Below are 17,996 nucleotides of genomic sequence, written 5' to 3' on the forward strand. Positions count from 1 at the left end.
TAGGCGCGTAATCTACGTGTTTTAGCGGCAAATTACAAAGGAAGTTTACGGTGTTATGTCGAGTCGAAGCTAATGCTTCGCACTCGCCTTGATTTCCTTGTGTTTTTCCCTTTTGCCACATAGTCTTAACGTCATGCGTTTTAAAGGATACTACACCCATGGCCGATCCAATCGATAACAAGGTTTTTGAGTACGCAGTTGAACAGGCCTATGACTCTGTCCTGATCACTGATGCCGCTCTAGAAAGCCCGGGGCCACGTATTCTGTATGCAAATGCGGCGTTTTGTCGTAAAACGGGGTACAGTTTACAAGAACTTGTTGGTCAGTCACCCCGTATTTTACAAGGCCCTCTTACCGACAGAGATGTGCTCAACCGTTTACGCCAGAATCTTATCGACGGCGAGCGCTTCGAGGGTTCCACCGTAAACTACCGAAAAGACGGTTCAGCTTATATTGTGCGCTGGAGTATCAGTCCTGTTCATAACGCCGCGGGCAAAATAACTCATTTTGTTTCCATTCAGCGTGACATTACCCACGAAAGTGAACTTGAGAAGTTCAATGAGCAGATTTTGGATAGCCTTCCAGAAGGCGTTGTCGGTATTGATTTAAACGGTATGTGCACCTTCGTAAACCCTGTAGCGCTAAAAGCACTTGGTTATGATGATGAGCAAGAGATTATTGGCAAGCCCAGTCATGCATTATTTCACCACAGCCACCCAAACGGTGACCCCTTCGCTTTGGGTGACTGTCAAGTTCACAAGGCCATCAAAACACGCCAACCGCTGAGAAACTGGCGTGACTCCTTCTGGACCAAGGCAGATACCTGCTTTCCAGTTGAAGTATCCGTGACGCCTTTAATGACCAATACCAATATGCACTTTGGTGGTGTTTTTATCTTTCGTGACATTTCTGAACAGTTGAAAATTGAGCAGGACCTGAAACGGGCTGCCGAACACGACCAACTGACAGGGGCTTATAATCGCCGCTTTGGTGATTCTATTTTAAGGGCTGAACTTGCACGCGCGCAACGTTACGGGGTTTCAGCATCACTATTAATATTCGATATCGACTTTTTTAAACAAATAAACGATTCTTTTGGGCATTTAGCTGGCGATGCGGTATTAAAAAATTTAGTCCAATTCACCCAAGCCAGACTTAGAGAGTCGGATGTTTTAATTCGATGGGGTGGCGAAGAGTTTTTAGTTCTTTTGCCTAACACTGAACTCGAGGGTGCCATGCAGTTTGCGGAGTCACTGCGAAAATCAATTCACAAAACAAATTTCTGCGATGACGTATCGACCATTTCCGTGTCTCTAGGTGTTTGCGCGGCAAGGCCGGGGGATGACTTGGATGCTTGGATACTACGCGTCGACAAAGCCTTGTACCAAGCCAAAGAAAATGGACGCAACCAAGCGGTTGCTTGTTCGTGAACGCACTAGCACATAATTCAACGAGGACAATTTGAACTCAAGCCTTCCTGTTATTGTTATCCCCGCGTTTAACCCTGATCAGCGTCTGCTGCAATTAGTCGCGGATTTGCAAAAGCATCGAGAATTATTCCAAAGCATTGTAATCGTTAACGATGGTAGCAATGCCGTTCAAATATTTAATGCCTTACCTTCGGCAGAAAATTTACATGTACTTAGCCATGCTAAAAATAGTGGTAAAGGCGCGGCGTTGAAAACAGCCATTCGTTGGGTAATTGATCAAGCGCCGAGTGCTTCCGGGGTGATCACCGCGGATGCGGATGGCCAGCATTTACCCGAAGATATTATAAAAGTCTTACAAGCCTTTAAAAAACAGCCTCAGGCACTATGGCTCGGCAGCCGCAATTTCAAAGAAAAAGGCATTCCGTTTCGATCATGGCTTGGCAATACCTTTGCTCGTTATACGTTTCAGCTTGGGTTACGGATAAAAGTACCGGATACCCAAACTGGGCTTCGGGGAATTCCTCGTGCGTTACTTACTGACCTTATCAACACACCCAGTGACCACTACGAGTTTGAGCTCGATATGCTGATTTTGGCAAAACGGCAAGGCCTTCAGTTTTGTAGCGTTGAGATAACCACAGTGTATGAACAAGGCAACTCGAGTAGCCATTTTAAGCCGCTGCAAGATTCCATAATCATCTATAAAAATTTCCTTAAGTTCTCTGGCGTCGGTATTGCGTCGGCTGGCATCGACTATGGTTTATTTGCGCTAATTTATGGTTTAACTGGGGAGATCTTAGTCGCTATCGCAGCGGCCCGCTTGGTCTCAGGTATCTTTAATTTCACATTAAATCGTCAATGGGTGTTCGGACGCGGCAGCTCGCTAACGCGTGATGCGACGAAATACACGCTGCTTGCAGTCACTTTAGTGGGCTTAAACTATATCTTTACCAAGGGGCTTTTATGGCTGGGTGTTACCCCCTTCATCGGCAAACCGCTGGCAGAAGTGATTGTGTTTTTGCTGAGCTATCGTTTTCAGAAGAAACTTGTTTTTGGCAATAGCACACACTAAAACCTATTACCTTTTCTTACCGTTTTGTTCTATAAGTTATTCAATGTCTGCTTACAGTGTGTAAGCAGCTTTCATGCGAGATGACAATTATGTTGAATGAATTCAAAAAGTTTGCCATGAAAGGCAATGTTGTCGATATGGCGGTGGGCATTATTATCGGGGGTGCCTTTAGCACTATCGTGAAAAGCTTTGTCGCCGATATTATTATGCCACCTATTGGCTTAATGCTCGGCGGTGTCGACTTCACTGACATGTTTATAGTATTGCGCGAAGGTGTAGAAACCGCCGGCCCCTACGTTGCACTCGCTGATGCGCAAGCTGCAGGGGCTGTCACCATCAACTACGGTGTATTCATTACCAACACAATCAGCTTTATTATCGTAGCCTTTGCGGTGTTTTGGCTCATTAAAGGCATGAACAGCTTACGTACGAAAGAAGAGCCCGCGCCCGTCACCACTAAAAACTGTGACTTTTGCTGCTCTTCAATTCCGTTAGCCGCAACGCGCTGCCCGGCCTGCACCTCAGAGCTGCCGATAAAAAACTAAAGCTGGGTGGCCAAAAACGGAATATAAACAATCACGTTCAACGGAAACGTAACCCCCAGAGATGCCAACATTGCTTTACTGATGTTGGCATCCGGAATTGCCGCACGGATGGCCGCCGGCGCGGCAATATAAGAAGCACTCGCAGTGAGCGCAGCCAAAATAAGTACACTGCCTGACTGCAATTCCAGATAGCTACCAAGCAACAAGCCCGGCCACACTAATGCTAACGGCGCTAGTGCTGCAAATAGAACCAAGCGCCAATGTGCCAGTGGTAGAGGGCGGCAGATTCGCGCAGTTGTTAATCCCATTTCAAGTAGGAATAACGCAAGCAGAACCTTGAATCCGTCAACGACCAATGGTGCTATCGCACTGAGCCCACTCGGGCCATACAGCCAACCAAGGGCTACCCCGCCCATCAAGAGAATAACGCCACGACTGGTAAATGCTTCGTGCCATATGGCCAGCATATTTGTACTTTTACCATCTGCGCCCAGCTTCCAGTGATACAGCGCTAACATTAAGATAATTGCAGGCAATTCCAGTATCACCAAATACAGCGTTGCGTCAGCCGATATTGGTAACTTAAAACTTTCAGCTAAAGCCCAAGCAACCGCAAAGGTTCCAGCACTTACTGAACCATAGTGAGCGGCAATGCTAATCGCATCAACATGGGCGAGACGCACCCATTTCTTCAGTACGGGCAACAGGACAATTGGAATCACGAGGCCAAGCAGCATAATGGCCGCTAGGTGTAACCAAATGATGGTTTGCTGTTCGCTGTGTAGCGCTAAACCACCTTTGATACCAATACTCAGCATCAATAATATTGAGAGAATCTCGTAGATCTGGCCAGGCACTTTCAAGTCTGACTTGACCACGCCCGCAATAAGACCAAGGATAAAAAATGCAATGACAATATCTGGCATAAGAAGTCCTGTTGTTTAAATTGCGCGCCAGTATGCAAAAATATGTGTATTATTAAAAATAAATAAGACAGCATATTTGTATAGATATTTATCTATATATAAACTGTAAGGTCCTGCGATGGATATTCGTCATCTCAATTTTCGACTGCTTGAAGTATTTACGCAGGTTGTGGAACAGCAAAGTATCTCCGGAGCTGCGCGGCGGCTATACCTGACGCAACCCACAGTGTCGTCTCAAATCCGCCGCTTAGAGGAAGTTTTTGACAGTAAGTTACTCCTGCAACAGGGGCGACGCATGGTACCGACCGCCGCTGGTCAAGAGCTTTACCGAGCCGCTGGCGATGCCATTCGCAGACTAAAAGATTGTGGTGAAAAATTATCGGCCATAAAAGGCGGTATGGCTGGCCAGCTGAATATTGCACTGGTGAATACCGCACAATATGTACTTCCGCAGCTGGTTGCTCAGTTTACCCAGCAATTTCCGGATATTCAGGTAGAACTAAGTATTGGTAATCGCGAGTCGACACTGCAGCGGTATTTTTCCAATAAGGACGATATTTACTTGTTTAGTCATCCGCCAACCGATGAATATGCGGAAGCTTATGCCTTTATGCAAAATCAGTTGGTGCTGATTGCGCCACCAACACATTGGGCAGCACAACGCACAAACCTTGAGTTTCATGCCTTGCAAAATGAGCGCTTTTTGATCAGAGAAAATGGCTCAGCAACGCGTATGGTTTTCGACACATGGCTTGCCGGTCAAGGCATTCAACTTAGTCACCGTACGCAAATTGAAAGCAACGAGGCCATTCGATTAAGTGTTGCCTCAGGCAGCGGCTTGGCGGTTCTTTCGCAGCATATCGTTGAGCATGGCAGCGACCCTGTTGCTACGCTGAATGTGAAGGGTTTTCCACTTCCCGGACAGTGGTATATTGTGAGCCGTCGTGACAGCATGCGACAGCAAGTCATTGAGCACTTTCGTGATATTGCACTCGCAAACGTAAATTCGCCGCGTTAAGTTATTCACTGAACCGTCGAGGAGTTCTACATGCCGGTAAATAAAAATAGGTTAAGCACCCAGCAAACCCCGTTTTTGCTCATTGATCATGCGCGGTTTATGCGTAACCTTACTTACCTTCAGCAGCGAATTTCGGAACGTGGCTGTGCTCTGCGGCCTCACCTTAAAACATTACGTTCTGTTGACGCTGCTCATGACATGCTGCCCAATTTGAATTCGCCGGCCACTGTATCAACGTTGGCGGAAGCTGAGGCGTTTGCCGATGCGGGCTATACCGATCTGCTCTATGCCGTTGGTATAACAAGCAACAAATTGGAACGAGCGGCCGCATTACTAAGACGGGGCATTAATTTTCATATTTTACTCGACAGCCTCGAGCAAGCGCAAACGGTGACCCAATTCGGTCAGCAGCATGGCGTTATATTTTCAGTATTTATCGAAATTGATAGCGACGGCCACCGTGGCGGTCTCGCACCCAATAACCCACTGATTGCCCAAATTGCTCAACATATCAATGCCAATGGCGCGCAATTAACCGGTGTTATGACGCACGCCGGTGGCTCATATTCCTCGCATTCGACGGACGAAATTCGTGCGGCGGCAGCGCAAGAGTGCGAAGCAGTTCGTTATGCTGCGGAGGCGATTCGCGCAGCAGGCGTTCCTTGCCCAATTGTCAGCGTCGGCTCAACACCCACAGCGCATTTTGCTGAGGACTTTAACGACATCAGTGAAGTTCGAGCCGGTGTTTATATCACGTTCGACTTGGTTATGCTGAACCTTGGCGTTTGTAGCCTTGATGACATTGCCATGTCAGTGGTAACCACCGTGATTGGTCATAATAAAGAGAAAAACTGGGTGTTGATAGATGCTGGCTGGATGGCGTTGTCGCGCGATCGTGGCACTGCAAGCCAGCGTACTGATTATGGTTATGGCTTAGTCTGCAACGATTTAGGCACCCCTTATGAAGGGGTTTGTGTCACGTCGGTCAATCAAGAACATGGCGTCATCGCATTACCGGCAACACACACCGTTGATGAGTTTCCTATCGGTGCGCAGCTGCGGATACTTCCAAATCATGCTTGTGCAACAGCAGCCATGCATCAACATTATATGGTGTTAAAAAACACCGGTGAGTTAGAAGTTTGGCCTCGTATATTGGGCTGGTAAAACTCAACGTTAACGTTTGTACTGAGTTGGGCAGTACGCGCGTGAAACAGACGGGTCTCTTAACTGTTCATGTTTAGTCACTCGGCCCTGCACGCGTTTGCGCCAGAGCTTAAATGAGTTGTGCTTTAATTGCTGACGCATCACTTGAATAACGTGCGATTCCTTGAGCTGATAAAGGCGCTCTATCGCCTCGAACGCAGTGCGATCTTCCCAAGCCATCTCAATTACGCGTGATATATCACTCTCTGTCAGATGCTCAAATCCAGATCTCTTCACAGGTGACTCTCTGCGACGGGTAGATGCCCAGTTTTCACGTAGATAATGGTTTCTTTTTCTACGAATGGTGTATGCGCACTATTGTGTGGACTACGTATCCATGTGCCTGCGGGATAGCGGCCGTGTTCATCCATGAACTCACCACTAAGTACGAGTATCTCTTCGCCGCCAAAGTGACGATGCGGCTTAAATACCTCGCCTGCCGGCCATTTCACTAACGCACAGTGTTCCGTTTCAAAGCTGTGCAATGGCATGACTTGCAGTCCCCCTTGCCCCTGCAGCCACGGGCTGGTGTTGGTGTTAATTCGCACCGTGGCGTTATCAGCACTGGCAAACTGGTGCAACTTTACAAATAACGTGCAGCCTTCATTGCTAAAAGGGGCATGTTGCGAGCCTGGTGGGTTGCGAATATAGGTGCCAGCCGGATAGTCTCCCGCTTCGTCAGAGAACACGCCCTCAAGCACAAAAATCTCCTCGCCCAACGGATGTTGATGCGTCGCAAACCTAGCACCCGGTGCATAACGAACAATGCTAGATGCGCGCCCACGCTCGGCATCTTCTCGTTCTAAGGGTTTGCGCTCAACCCCTGCAGCAGGGCTTGGCTGCCAGTCAGCTTCGGCGCTGCGTACAACAACTTTTTTGGAGAAATCCATATTAATCATGGCGTTACTTATTCCAGTTCATTTCAGCTTATTTTCTACTCATTAATACTAAAAAAGGCCGTTTACAGATCGCTACAATGAAAATTTGGCGGTAGAAACAATGATAGGGCACAATGATTACCTTTGTAAGGTTAAAGCACATGTAAAGCAGCTTACATAAAGTCATTTTGTAAACTAATTTATAGTAGTGAATAACGGATTCACGACGGAGAAATATTTTATGAAAACTTTAAATTTAGCCGTTTTGCTTATGTGTTGCGCATTCGCTTTGCCAGCAGTCGCACAACAAACGCAATCGGATGAGCAAGAGCAAGCTGCGGAGCGGGCAAAAGAGCAGTCTGAAATGATGAATGAAGCCGAGCGTGAAGCACGCATGGCTGAAATGGAGGCAGCGCGCGAGCAACGCAAAGCAGAAATGGAAATGCGCAAAGAAGCCCGCAAAGACTCACGAAAAGCCGATTCGGAAATGGCTAAAAATGAGCGTAAGAGCTTGGAGCAAATTCATAAAGAAGAGCAAAAAGCGCTGCAACAAAAGCACAAGGAAGAGTGGCTGATGATGCGCGAAATGCACAAACAAGAGCGTGAAGCTCAAAAAGAAATGAAAAAGGCCGAAAAAGAACAGCGTAAAAACTCAAAAGACCGTAAGAAAGACAACGGTAACTAATATTAACCTGCATGCGGTTTCGCTAAAGATGAAAATATACGTGGATGCGGATGCATGCCCAACAGTTATTAAAGACATTCTGTACCGTGCGGCTGAGCGAAAGCAGCTTGAGCTAATACTTATCGCCAACCAGCCGCTGCGGGTTCCGCCTTCACGGTTTATTTCGGCTCGCACAGTCAGCAGCGGGTTTGACGTTGCCGATGATGAGATTGTGCGTTTGTCGGAAGCGGGTGATTTGGTCATTACGGCCGACATACCGCTTGCTGCAGAGGTTATTGAAAAAGGCGGCCAGGCCTTAAGCCCGCGCGGTGAGCTATTCACCAAAGAGAATATCCGTGGGCGGTTAAATATTCGCGACTTTATGGACACGATGCGCGCAAGTGGCGTGCAAAGTGGCGGCCCGCCGCCGTTAAATCAGCGTGACCGCATGCAATTTGGCAATCATTTAGACCGGATTTTAGCGCGCGCTTAAGCCACGTTCGCGTCATAGTGGCTCAGCAACAATTGCTGCGCTCGCGCCAGCGGTTGGTCAGCGTTAATAATCTCGGCTTCATGGCTTGCTAACAAGTCCATCATCACTTCGTTGTCTTCACGGCCCTGCCACATTTTCACGTAAGTACCCTGCTTATAGCCGCGCTGTTGGCGCAGATTATTCAACGCGTTTTTACCAATATAGGTTAAATAAACCGTGTTGGCATCGCCGTAAGCGTCTACTAATGCGGAAAATAGCTTGTCAAAAAATGCCGCGCCACACTGCAACGGCTTCTCGCTCGTACCGTCTTGTGCCAGTGCAACAATCAATTCTTTTCCGTCTGCAATAGGCGCTTTGCCGGTTGCGCCGGCTAGCACTAATGCCGCAACCTCTTCAGCTGCCTGGTCATGATTTAAGCCGCGTGCACATGCATTCTCAACTGCATCCGAAATTGCAAAGTGCAGAATATCAATCAACTCCATGTTGGCTTGCGCCCAGTCGGCAGATTGTTTTTTCCACCACTTGTAGGCGGTGTGTTCAAAGTATTCGCCTAACTCGACCAAAATAGCTTTCACGTCATCACGCTTAACTTGCGGGTTTTCGGGATAGGCAGGATCGATTACCTGATTGAAGGCAATTTGCATTTCAATCAATTGTTTTGCTTGTTCTGGGGTCATGGTTTGCTCATTTTCTGAGTGATCATTGGTCTGAATAGAGACAAGATTACCATCGCCATGGTATCGGTTAAAGCGCCTATTTTTATTCAGCGAAAACCAGTCCTTCGGCGGTGGCGGTTACTTCACGAAGTAACGCTCCTGACCTAGTGTCTTCGGTATAGCAGCACAACATATAATCGTTGCTAAGTGCATGCTCAGCGCGCTCTTGGTAGTCATCTACGGGGCGCTTTAAAGTACTCAGTAACAGCCCCTGCTCTGCTTTGGTAACTGCTTCCGCGAGCGTCCAGCGCTGATAAAACAGCTGCCAGTCTGAGCCATCCAGATTCGAAAAAAAGCCGTCTTGGTATTGTTCCACCAACTCGACCAAGCGCCGCCGCGGCTTCACAACTTCAATATCAACACCGACAACATATTCTGGGCTTGCGGCGACCAAAACACCGCCCTTGGTATGGCTAATGGAGCATTGCCACTGTTGCCCTCCGACGCTCAGCAGTGGTGCGCCATTGTCTTGACGCGAAATAGCGACCGCACCGGCTGCGCAATGCCATTGCTGACAAACCAGCCAACGTAAAAAGCCACGCCCAGCAAGAAATTGCTGTTGGCGTGGCTGTTGTCGATAAAGCAGCGCAGCTTCTTGTTCAGCCGAAGTTACCCACGCATCAAGTGCGGGCAATACGGTATTAAAGTCTGTCGAAAAGGCTGTCGCTATCATTCATCTTAAGCTGTTATTTGTTTACGCTAGTGTAACGCAAATACGGCTTAACTGTTTTAAATCCTTGCGGGAATTTCTTCTCTGCATCTTCCATAGAAACACTCGGTGGAATGATCACATCCCCACCAACCTGCCAGTCCGCCGGGCACGCAACACCGAACTGATCACCGGTTTGCAATGCATCGATAACGCGTAAAATCTCGGTGAAGTTACGGCCAACGCTCATTGGGTAGGTCATGGTTAAGCGAATTTTGTGGTTCGGGTCAATGATAAACACTGAACGAACGGCAGCCGTTTCGCTTTCACCTGGGTGAATCATGTCGTACAACGCCGCAACCTTGCGATCTTTATCCGCAACAATTGGAAACTCAAGGTTGGTATTTTGAGTTTCATTCACGTCTTTGATCCAGCCGTTGTGCTCTTCAACGGTGTCTGTTGATAGCCCTAATGGCTTCACGCCACGCTTCTCAAATTCGCCGGCTAGCTGCGCAGTGCGACCCATTTCAGTGGTGCACACTGGTGTATAGTCGGCCGGGTGGCTGAAGAAAAACACCCAAGAACCTTTCGACCAAGCGTGAAAATCGATTTCACCTTGGGTGGTATCAATTTTAAAGTTTGGTGCCATATCGCCAATACGTAGTCCCATGTTCATATCCTCACTTTGGGTTAAAATTAATTGTATTTCGTATTTAACTAAATTAGTTGCTATGCTGTTATTTATCAAGTTATGACAAGCGATAGCAGTAATCGTTTATTTCAATGATAGTTCATTGGCTGTTGGGTGTTTTTACGCAGATGCAAATAAGAGGTGAATAGTGTGATTCAGGCAATTCTTGGTGCTGTGCTTATCGGCTTAAGTTTAGGTATTTTTGGCTCTGGCGGGTCTATTTTAACCGTTCCTGTTTTACTCTATTTAGCTGACATGCCGGCCAACTTAGCTATCGCTTCGTCTTTAGTTATTGTAGCCTTTATCAGTTTGTTCGGCGGCCTGCTGAGCGCCCGTAAAAAGCTTGTTTCGTGGCCACACGTTTGGCTGTTTGGTATACCCGGAATGGTCGGTGCGTACGCGGGCGCCTGGGGCGGTACTGCTGTTGATCCGCGCATTCAATTGCTGGTATTTGTGGTGCTCATGGCTATTGCGGCGGTCATGATGTGGCGTGGGCGTAGCAACATTGAAACCCCAAAAAACGTGAAAGTGGTACGGGTTATTCTTGATGGCCTGATTGTTGGGGCGATTACTGGATTTGTCGGGGTTGGTGGCGGTTTTCTAATTGTTCCCGCTTTAGTGTTATTGGGTGGGGTACCCATGATACTGGCGATTGGCACCAGCTTAATGATTATCGCGTTGAAGTCCTTCGTGGGATTTGCAAAATACTACAGTGCGTTAACTGCGCAAGGTTTTGAATTTGACTGGACAGTAATCGCGATAATTACCGTGGCCGGAATAGTGGGCAGTTATGCAGGTGCGTGGATTGGCGCCAGACTGCCGCGCCAAAAGTTGCAAAAAGCCTTCGCTGTATTCTTGCTGATTATGGCTGTGGTTGTGCTTAGCCAGTCCGTATTGTAAGCCAAGCCAACGAAAGCGTTGCAATGAGTACCCACAGCACAACAGCCAGTAGAAGCGGTCTTGGTCCTGCTGCTTTTAACCGGGTGACAGTAATGCTGGCGCCAACCAAATAAAGGCAAAATACCAAAAGGCTTTTGCCTGCGCCGAACGTCACGCTGTAAAGCTCATGAAACTGAGGCCATGCTGAACTAACCAGCATGGCAACCACATAACCTACAATAAACAGCGGTATTTTCACCCGAGTTTGCGTTTCGGTGTGGCTAAAACGTTGGTAGACCAATGCCGATAGCAGCGCCAGCGGCACAATCCAAAGCGCACGCGCTAGCTTCAATGTGGTTGCGGTTTGCAGCGCCTCGTCGCTGTAGGCCTGCGCAGCACCAACCACCGACGACGTGTCATGGATGGCGATAGCCGCCCAGGCGCCAAATGTTTGGTCATCCAATGCCAAGGCACGGCCAATCAGTGGAAATATGAGTAACGCCACAGCATTTAAAGTAAAAACGCTCGCTAACGCTAAGGCTATTTGATCATTGCGCGCGTGAACAGCGGGGGCAACAGCGGCAATCGCACTACCACCGCATATCGCTGTACCTGAACCGAGTAAATGGCTGGTGATACTATCAACTTTCAGCAACCGGCCAAGTAACAACGCCGCGCATAGCGTTACAACAATAGTCGTTACCATGAGACCGAAATAGTCACTCGTAACTTGCCACGCAACATTTATCTGAACGCCGAAACCTAGCGCGACAATGGCTAGTGCAAGTAGCTTTTTAACCCAAACACTGGGCTGAATAGACTGCGGCACCCAGCCCAAGCTTGCCATTAGAAATCCAAGTAAAAGCGCTATCGGCGCACTTATCCACGGGGAAAGCGTGATTGCGCCGATTATCCAAAACACTACCGGTCCAACTTTTATCAAAATGCACTCGTGTGGTTTATTGCGACCAAGTTAAAGTTGATCGATTGGTAATTTTAAATACACCTTACCGTTTTCGTCAGCTGGCGGCATATGCCCAGCACGAATGTTCACCTGTATTGACGGCAAAATTAACCGTGGCATTTCAAGGCTCGCATCGCGCTCTTCGCGCATCTTAACAAATTCAGCCTCACTTACGCCATCATGCACATGTTTACTGTGTTTGCGCTGCGCTCCCACTGTGGTTTTATACTCATGCCCACGCCCAGCTGGCGGATAATCATGACAAATATATATTTCAGTAGCTTCTGGCAGCGCTAGTATCTTCTTGATCGATTGGAACAGAGTTGCTGCACTGCCCCCCGGGAAATCACAACGCGCTGTGCCAACATCCGGCATAAACAAGGTATCGCCAACGAATATCATTTGCTCGTTAACGACGTAACACAAGTCAGCCGGTGTATGACCTGGCGTGTGCAATACGCGAAAATTCATGGCGCCGACATTAAAGGTTTCACCGTCTTTAAACAGGTGGTCGAATTGATGACCGTTCGGTAGAAACTCTTTTTCAAGATCAAATACGTCTTTAAAGATTTTTTGTACGTCTTTGATGTGTTCACCAATGCCGATATGCCCACCAACGTGTTCTTTTACAAACGGAGCCGCTGAGAGGTGATCTGCATGAGCATGCGTTTCAAGCACCCATGCAACATGTAAACCTTCGGAATTAACGAAATCAACTATCCGCTGCGCCCCTTTCGTATTTGTGCGCCCTGATTTGTAATCAAAATCTAAAACAGGGTCGATAACCACGGCCTGTTTCTCGTCTTGGTGGTACAACACATAGCTAAACGTTTCACTGTCCTCGTCAAGAAATGCTTTTACTTTCAATGCGTTACCTATCATCAATGCTCCTAATTCTTGATTGGGGAATATTTACTCAATTTGCGTTGAAGCGTGCGACGATGCATTCCCAAAGCTCGTGCTGTCGCGGATATATTGCCTTGATGTTCGTGCATCACGCGTTGGATGTGCTCCCATTCCAACTGAGCGGGTGTCATTGGCTGCGCACTGGGTAGTGGCATCAATTCTGATTCGGGTGTTAAACAATTCAGCAACACGGCAGTTTGTATTGGTTTTGCCAGATAATCCGTGGCACCCGCTTTGATAGCTGCTACCGACGTTGCGATGCTGGCGTAACCCGTCAAAACAACAAGGTTTTCTGGCTTGAACCGGCGCTGCAAGGGCTCGATGAGTTCCAGCCCATTGGTTTCACCAAATTTTAAGTCGAGCAGTATATGCTCCACATTGGGCAGATTAACCTGGTCAAGTTCAGTTTTCGTTGCTGCCGTGCGGACTTTATAGCCAGCCCGCTCAAGACGGCTTGTAAGTGCCTGCAATAAATTAATGTCATCGTCAATGATCAGAACCGTTTCAGCCATGAATCACCTCAATTGGCATGCGTATTTCGGTGACCGTATAACCTTGCTCAGCACGCCAAGTCACAATGCCACCAAAACGCTCAAACGTTGCATAGCTCAACAAAGCACCTGCACCCACACCGCGGCTGCTCGGCAGCAATTCACGGCCTAATCCTTGCTTACGAAAAGCGTCGAGCGGCTCACCCTGATTGCGAATCGTCATGCGCCAGCTCTGTTCAGAAACTTCAGTTCGCACTTCGATTTTCGAATCTACCGGTGCAGCATCGGCAGCATTATGAAGTAAACTCAAAATAGCCGGAATGAGTGTTCGGTCAGCTCGAACAACGCAACCCGGTTGTTCATCATCGCGCCACATAACCCGAATATCTGGGCGCACGATTAAGAGCGCGTCTTTGACCTGTTGCACCAATTCATTTACTTGAAGTTCCAGTATTCGATTGGTTCTGACATCTTCTGCAACTTGCCGCCAGTCTAGCAAGAGATTGTGAATACGCCGTATCTGTTGCTCAGCACGTTGTAAATCTTCGTCATTCGGATAGCGTTGGCGCACGTCTTCGAGCATAAATTGAATGGTCTGAATCGGCGTAGCAACTTCGTGACTGAACTGTGCCGCTGCGGTGCCGATAGTTACGAGCTGCTCATCGCGATGCTGACGCTGGTGTAGCGCGCGAATCGCTTGCTGCTGGCGAACTATACGAATTCGCAATAAATGTAACGTAATTCCTAGCAACAGCGCGGCGAATACTTGCCCATATACCATCGCCCTATAGTGGGTATCCATTTGATGATGAGTAGGTAGTGGTGCTTGCAACTGCAGCAACTGCCCCACCACCCCCACCACAATGACCAACCATGCCAATCGAAATGGTAGCAGGAGCATAGCAGCTGCCATAGGTACCAGTATCAGTACGGCATAGGGGTTCGTTGCTGCGCCGTTTAGCCAGATAAAACTATTGGCAATAACGGTAATCAGCAATAGCACCAGTGCTGTCAAAATATCCCGTATGGTCACGTGCTTTAGCTCCTTTCGAAGTACCTCTTAAGTATGCATGAGTTTGACCAGAATTCCAGCTGCGACACTTTGCCACATCCCTTTTGAAATCAAGCTGGTGCTGCGGTTTCTGGGTTTGAACAAACCACACAGGTCAACGAACCTGGCCGTACTTTCTGGTTTAAGCTGGATTATCACCTGTAACTGGGTATAAAATTGCCACCTTTGTCATTAACCAGCAACAAACGAGAGCAATTTATGGGTCGCGCGTATCAAAACCGAAAAGAGTCGATAGCAAAAACCGCTGCTGCAAAAAGCAAGGTATATAGCAAGTACGGCCGCCAGATTTACGTGGTCGCCAAACAAGGAGGTGTCGACCCAGACGCAAACTTGCAACTGCGCAGTCTGATTGATAATGCGAAAAAAGACCAAGTACCCGCCCACGTTATCGATAAAGCACTTGATAAAGCCAAAGGTGGCGCCGGCGAGGATTACTCACCCGCAATGTACGAAGGTTTTGGCCCAGGCAACTGCATGGTAATGGTTGATGCACTAACTGATAACCCAAATCGCACCATTGGTGAAGTACGTAACTGCTTTACCAAAACCAAATGCAAGCTTGGCGCGCCAGGCAGTGTTTCGCACATGTTTGATCATTGCGCAATATTGCGCTTTGTTGGCGACGACGAAGAGGCCGTTCTAGAAGCCCTAATGATGGCCGATGTCGATGTTACCGACATGGAAGCCGACGACGGATTCATAACGGTATTTGCGCCACACACAGAGTCTCACAAGGCTAAGCAAGCGTTGCAAGACGCCTTCGATGGTTTGGAGTTTGAGGTTGATGAGGTTCAGTACCTCCCGCAAATGATGACAACGCTGAACAGCGAAGAAGACATTGCGCAAATGGAAAAGCTTTTGGAAATGCTTAATGACTGTGATGATGTACAAAATATTTATCACAGCGCAGAGTGGGAGTAACGAAACGCGTTAATCGTTGTTCGTTGTTCGTTATTCGTTGAAAAGAAGAAACAAAAAAGGACGAGACCTATTACTAGGTTTCGTCCTTTTTTTTAACGATTAACGAATAACCATTAACGAATAACGATTACTCCAGTATATCCAGGATAAACGCGTACTCTTCCGCAACTTCTTTCATGCGTGCGAAGCGACCGCTGCTACCACCGTGCCCAGCAGTCATGATCGTTTTGTACATTAACGGGTTTGCATCTGTTTTATGGGTACGCAGTTTTGCCACCCACTTGGCTGGCTCAAAGTATTGAACCTGTGAGTCATGCAACCCCGTAGTAACCAACATGGCTGGGTAATCCTGCTTTTTCACTTGATCATACGGTGAATAAGACAGCATGTAGTCATAGTATGGTTGGTTTTTGGGATTACCCCACTCGTCAAACTCATTCGTCGTTAACGGGATACTCTCATCCAACATGGTGGTCACAACATCGACAAAAGGCACATGCGCGACTAATCCACGATAATGTTCCGGAGCCATATTGGCCACAGCTCCCATCAACAATCCACCAGCACTGCCGCCCATACCAAACACTTTCTCAGGGTGTGCATATTTTTCTGCAACCAAGTGTTCAGTTACGTCGATATAGTCGGTAAATGTATTGATTTTTTTGAGTAACTTTCCATCTTCATACCACTGACGCCCCATTTCCTGACCACCGCGGATGTGTGCAATGGCGTACACGAAGCCGCGGTCAACTAAGCTGAAAATGGTTGAGCGAAAATACGGATCAGAGCTTGAGCCATACGACCCATACGCATATTGATAAAGCGGTGCTGACCCGTCTTGCTGAAAGCCTTTTTTGTACAGCAACGACACTGGTATTTTTGTGCCATCGTTCGCGGTAGCCCATGTACGAGCGGTTTCATAAAGGCTGGCATCAAAGTTTGGAACTTCAGTTTGCTTCAGCAGCTCCCGCTCACCCGTCGCCATATTATAAGCATAAACGGTTGAGGGCGTTGTGAGCGAACTGTAGGTATAACGCAATACATCGGTATTTTGCTGAACGTTACGCTCAAATACGGTGACGTAAGCTTCTTCATCGGAAGCAATAAACTGTGCTTGCTCTGAATCAGCCCACGGCACGACACGAATGCGCCGCAAGCCGTCGCTGCGCTCATTAATTGCAAGATAATTACTGAACACAGCGAAGTCTTGAATAAACACGTCGTTACGATGTTCAATCAGTGGCGTCCACTTTGACTTGTCACCAATGTCACTGTGGTCAACGGCCATAATTTGGAAATTAGGTGCATTTAAATCAGTGCGAATTATCCAACGGCCATCAAGGTGGTCAGCGCTGTATTGAAAATCACGTTCACGCGGCGCTAAAACCTGGAACTCGCCGTCAGGTGAATCCGCATCCAATACATGCACTTCGGTTGACACGGTTTGGTCGAGGTTGATTTGGACGTACTCGCCGTCTGTGGTGTTGTTGACCCACATATAAAACGTATTATCGGTTTCTTCGTAGACAAGCTCGGCGCTTTCGGCTGGCTCGCCAATGCGATACTTCATAACGCGGGTTGAAAGCAGCGTTTGTGGGTCGTTCTCAATGACAAACAGGGTTTTATTATCTTTCGCCCACGCAATTGCTGGTGACAAACCCGTTAATGTCTGAGCGTAATCTTCACCGGTTTCTAAATTGCGAATGCGCAATTCATATTGACGCCGACCCGTGTTGTCGACCATATAGGCCATTAAATTCTGATTGGGGCTAACCTCTAAGTTGCCAACGTTCATGTAACTCTGGCCTTCAGCCAGCACGTTGACGTCAAGCATCAGCTGTTCATTGCCCTCTTTGTCGGTACGCACATGAATGGGGTATTCTTTACCTGCTTCATATTTTACCGAATAAAGATAATCACCTTTCTGATACGGCACTGAGCTATCGTCTTGCTTAATTCGCCCAATAATTTCTTGCTCAACTTGGGCAGTCAGTTCCGCATAGTCAGCTCTGTAGCTATCGTAATAAGCATTTTCTGCTTCCAAATATGCGAGCATTTCAGGATCAGTGCGCGAATCATCACGTAACCAGTAGTAGGGGTCTTGTCGGTTACCTTGCGGCGACTCGACCACATAGGGCCGTTGCTCAGCGATAGGTGGATTGCTTGCAGCGTTTTGCTCTGGAATTGTTGGGCCACAAGCGGTTAACCATAAAGCCGTTAACGCTAAGCCACTTAGTTGAAAGCTATTTTTAAATGCCATGTTCGAGTTCCCAAGTTGGTGGAAATTTAACTATACGATGCATCAAATTTTAAGCAAAAAATCTATGTTACAAGTTGTTACACTTACATCTGAAATGAGGTATCATCGAGATAACTACACATTAGATTAACATTTCGTCATACGAACGTTCATAGCGCGCAATTTAACGCAATTCGGAATACATGTCCGACCAGTTATGTCAAAGTGATGAAGTC

At 47.6% G+C, this 17,996-nt stretch carries 20 protein-coding genes; 9 read left to right on the forward strand and 11 right to left on the reverse strand.

All coding sequences use genetic code 11. The annotated features are described in order from the left end of the window. Nucleotides 1-158: 158 nt before the first annotated feature. The 3 genes from ACN0UN_RS06475 to mscL all read left to right on the forward strand — a co-directional run bounded on the left by ACN0UN_RS06475 (nt 159) and on the right by mscL (nt 3,047). Nucleotides 159-1,430: a diguanylate cyclase gene (locus ACN0UN_RS06475; protein WP_417659273.1), complete on the forward strand. Its 1,272-nt coding sequence runs from the start codon at nt 159-161 to the stop codon at nt 1,428-1,430. Nucleotides 1,431-1,461: 31 nt separating this feature from the next. Beyond that, entirely contained in the window at nt 1,462-2,502 is a 1,041-nt protein-coding gene (locus ACN0UN_RS06480) for a glycosyltransferase (RefSeq protein ID WP_417659274.1), read from the forward strand. An 80-nt stretch (nt 2,503-2,582) separates the two neighbouring features. Further along, nucleotides 2,583-3,047: a large-conductance mechanosensitive channel protein MscL gene (mscL, locus tag ACN0UN_RS06485; protein ID WP_417659275.1), complete on the forward strand. Its 465-nt coding sequence runs from the start codon at nt 2,583-2,585 to the stop codon at nt 3,045-3,047. Here mscL and ACN0UN_RS06490 read toward each other — a convergent pair. Continuing rightward, entirely contained in the window at nt 3,044-3,973 is a 930-nt protein-coding gene (locus tag ACN0UN_RS06490) for a sodium-dependent bicarbonate transport family permease (protein ID WP_417659276.1), read from the reverse strand. The genes mscL and ACN0UN_RS06490 overlap by 4 nt on opposite strands. Nucleotides 3,974-4,091: 118 nt before the next feature. Here ACN0UN_RS06490 and ACN0UN_RS06495 point away from each other — a divergent pair, with 118 nt between their 5' ends. After that, complete coding sequence (locus tag ACN0UN_RS06495; protein WP_417659277.1) at nt 4,092-4,991, forward strand: LysR family transcriptional regulator; 900 nt, start codon at nt 4,092-4,094, stop codon at nt 4,989-4,991. A gap of 30 nt (nt 4,992-5,021) precedes the next feature. Next, complete coding sequence (locus ACN0UN_RS06500; protein ID WP_417659278.1) at nt 5,022-6,158, forward strand: DSD1 family PLP-dependent enzyme; 1,137 nt, start codon at nt 5,022-5,024, stop codon at nt 6,156-6,158. Nucleotides 6,159-6,167: 9 nt separating this feature from the next. Here the strand turns inward: ACN0UN_RS06500 and ACN0UN_RS06505 are convergent, their stop codons facing one another. Both ACN0UN_RS06505 and ACN0UN_RS06510 read right to left on the reverse strand, forming a co-directional pair. Beyond that, on the reverse strand, nt 6,168-6,434 hold the full coding sequence (locus ACN0UN_RS06505; protein WP_417659279.1) for a TIGR03643 family protein: 267 nt from the start codon (nt 6,432-6,434) through the stop codon (nt 6,168-6,170). Then, nucleotides 6,431-7,096 carry a cupin domain-containing protein gene (locus ACN0UN_RS06510; protein ID WP_417659280.1) on the reverse strand — a complete coding sequence of 222 codons (666 nt, stop codon included), beginning with the start codon at nt 7,094-7,096 and terminating at the stop codon, nt 6,431-6,433. The genes ACN0UN_RS06505 and ACN0UN_RS06510 overlap by 4 nt, the downstream gene beginning before the upstream one ends. Before the next feature lie 220 nt (nt 7,097-7,316). On the opposite strand from ACN0UN_RS06510, the gene ACN0UN_RS06515 reads away from it, so the two are divergent. Both ACN0UN_RS06515 and ACN0UN_RS06520 read left to right on the forward strand, forming a co-directional pair. Beyond that, the gene (locus ACN0UN_RS06515) at nt 7,317-7,760 is read left to right on the forward strand and encodes a hypothetical protein (protein WP_417659281.1); all 444 of its coding nucleotides are present in this window, start codon (nt 7,317-7,319) and stop codon (nt 7,758-7,760) included. 28 nt (nt 7,761-7,788) lie between these two features. Beyond that, entirely contained in the window at nt 7,789-8,232 is a 444-nt protein-coding gene (locus ACN0UN_RS06520; RefSeq protein ID WP_417659282.1) for a YaiI/YqxD family protein, read from the forward strand. Here the strand turns inward: ACN0UN_RS06520 and ACN0UN_RS06525 are convergent. The 3 genes from ACN0UN_RS06525 to ACN0UN_RS06535 form a co-directional block, all read right to left on the reverse strand. Beyond that, nucleotides 8,229-8,909: a dUTP diphosphatase gene (locus tag ACN0UN_RS06525; RefSeq protein WP_417659283.1), complete on the reverse strand. Its 681-nt coding sequence runs from the start codon at nt 8,907-8,909 to the stop codon at nt 8,229-8,231. The genes ACN0UN_RS06520 and ACN0UN_RS06525 overlap by 4 nt on opposite strands. Nucleotides 8,910-8,991: 82 nt before the next feature. Beyond that, complete coding sequence (locus ACN0UN_RS06530) at nt 8,992-9,621, reverse strand: 4'-phosphopantetheinyl transferase family protein (RefSeq protein ID WP_417659284.1); 630 nt, start codon at nt 9,619-9,621, stop codon at nt 8,992-8,994. Nucleotides 9,622-9,634: 13 nt separating this feature from the next. Beyond that, a complete protein-coding gene (locus tag ACN0UN_RS06535) occupies nt 9,635-10,267 on the reverse strand; it encodes a peroxiredoxin (RefSeq protein ID WP_417659285.1) in 633 nt (210 codons plus the stop codon). A gap of 171 nt (nt 10,268-10,438) precedes the next feature. On the opposite strand from ACN0UN_RS06535, the gene ACN0UN_RS06540 reads away from it, so the two are divergent. Further along, nucleotides 10,439-11,188, forward strand: a complete 750-nt coding sequence (locus ACN0UN_RS06540) for a sulfite exporter TauE/SafE family protein (RefSeq protein WP_417659286.1) — start codon at nt 10,439-10,441, stop codon at nt 11,186-11,188. Here the strand turns inward: ACN0UN_RS06540 and ACN0UN_RS06545 are convergent. Genes ACN0UN_RS06545 through ACN0UN_RS06560 form a run of 4 tightly spaced genes read right to left on the reverse strand, consistent with a single transcriptional unit; the run spans nt 11,169 to nt 14,561 of the window. Further along, nucleotides 11,169-12,110 carry a YeiH family protein gene (locus ACN0UN_RS06545; protein WP_417659287.1) on the reverse strand — a complete coding sequence of 314 codons (942 nt, stop codon included), beginning with the start codon at nt 12,108-12,110 and terminating at the stop codon, nt 11,169-11,171. The genes ACN0UN_RS06540 and ACN0UN_RS06545 overlap by 20 nt on opposite strands. Before the next feature lie 30 nt (nt 12,111-12,140). After that, nucleotides 12,141-13,013, reverse strand: coding sequence for an MBL fold metallo-hydrolase (locus tag ACN0UN_RS06550; RefSeq protein ID WP_417659288.1), 873 nt, complete (start codon nt 13,011-13,013; stop codon nt 12,141-12,143). Between the two features lie 8 nt (nt 13,014-13,021). Next, nucleotides 13,022-13,549: a response regulator transcription factor gene (locus ACN0UN_RS06555; protein WP_417659289.1), complete on the reverse strand. Its 528-nt coding sequence runs from the start codon at nt 13,547-13,549 to the stop codon at nt 13,022-13,024. After that, a complete protein-coding gene (locus ACN0UN_RS06560) occupies nt 13,542-14,561 on the reverse strand; it encodes a sensor histidine kinase (RefSeq protein WP_417659290.1) in 1,020 nt (339 codons plus the stop codon). The genes ACN0UN_RS06555 and ACN0UN_RS06560 overlap by 8 nt, the downstream gene beginning before the upstream one ends. A gap of 237 nt (nt 14,562-14,798) precedes the next feature. Here ACN0UN_RS06560 and ACN0UN_RS06565 point away from each other — a divergent pair, with 237 nt between their 5' ends. Then, nucleotides 14,799-15,521, forward strand: a complete 723-nt coding sequence (locus ACN0UN_RS06565; RefSeq protein WP_417659291.1) for a YebC/PmpR family DNA-binding transcriptional regulator — start codon at nt 14,799-14,801, stop codon at nt 15,519-15,521. 127 nt (nt 15,522-15,648) lie between these two features. Here the strand turns inward: ACN0UN_RS06565 and ACN0UN_RS06570 are convergent, their stop codons facing one another. After that, complete coding sequence (locus ACN0UN_RS06570; protein WP_417659292.1) at nt 15,649-17,781, reverse strand: S9 family peptidase; 2,133 nt, start codon at nt 17,779-17,781, stop codon at nt 15,649-15,651. Nucleotides 17,782-17,996: the final 215 nt, after the last annotated feature.

It is taken from the genome of Pseudidiomarina sp., from assembly GCF_048267825.1.
Lineage (GTDB): Bacteria > Pseudomonadota > Gammaproteobacteria > Enterobacterales > Alteromonadaceae > Pseudidiomarina.

Bases quoted from the DNA above. Each gene is read 5' to 3' on its own strand.
- ACN0UN_RS06475 (WP_417659273.1), top strand. From the start codon at position 159: ATGGCCGATCCAATCGATAACAAGGTTTTTGAGTACGCAGTTGAACAG.
- ACN0UN_RS06570 (WP_417659292.1), bottom strand. From the start codon at position 17,781: ATGGCATTTAAAAATAGCTTTCAACTAAGTGGCTTAGCGTTAACGGCT.
- mscL (WP_417659275.1), top strand. From the start codon at position 2,583: ATGACAATTATGTTGAATGAATTCAAAAAGTTTGCCATGAAAGGCAAT.
- ACN0UN_RS06530 (WP_417659284.1), bottom strand. From the start codon at position 9,621: ATGATAGCGACAGCCTTTTCGACAGACTTTAATACCGTATTGCCCGCA.
- ACN0UN_RS06495 (WP_417659277.1), top strand. From the start codon at position 4,092: ATGGATATTCGTCATCTCAATTTTCGACTGCTTGAAGTATTTACGCAG.
- ACN0UN_RS06535 (WP_417659285.1), bottom strand. From the start codon at position 10,267: ATGGGACTACGTATTGGCGATATGGCACCAAACTTTAAAATTGATACC.
- ACN0UN_RS06490 (WP_417659276.1), bottom strand. From the start codon at position 3,973: ATGCCAGATATTGTCATTGCATTTTTTATCCTTGGTCTTATTGCGGGC.
- ACN0UN_RS06550 (WP_417659288.1), bottom strand. From the start codon at position 13,013: ATGATAGGTAACGCATTGAAAGTAAAAGCATTTCTTGACGAGGACAGT.
- ACN0UN_RS06520 (WP_417659282.1), top strand. From the start codon at position 7,789: ATGAAAATATACGTGGATGCGGATGCATGCCCAACAGTTATTAAAGAC.
- ACN0UN_RS06525 (WP_417659283.1), bottom strand. From the start codon at position 8,909: ATGACCCCAGAACAAGCAAAACAATTGATTGAAATGCAAATTGCCTTC.
- ACN0UN_RS06500 (WP_417659278.1), top strand. From the start codon at position 5,022: ATGCCGGTAAATAAAAATAGGTTAAGCACCCAGCAAACCCCGTTTTTG.
- ACN0UN_RS06515 (WP_417659281.1), top strand. From the start codon at position 7,317: ATGAAAACTTTAAATTTAGCCGTTTTGCTTATGTGTTGCGCATTCGCT.
- ACN0UN_RS06555 (WP_417659289.1), bottom strand. From the start codon at position 13,549: ATGGCTGAAACGGTTCTGATCATTGACGATGACATTAATTTATTGCAG.
- ACN0UN_RS06510 (WP_417659280.1), bottom strand. From the start codon at position 7,096: ATGATTAATATGGATTTCTCCAAAAAAGTTGTTGTACGCAGCGCCGAA.
- ACN0UN_RS06565 (WP_417659291.1), top strand. From the start codon at position 14,799: ATGGGTCGCGCGTATCAAAACCGAAAAGAGTCGATAGCAAAAACCGCT.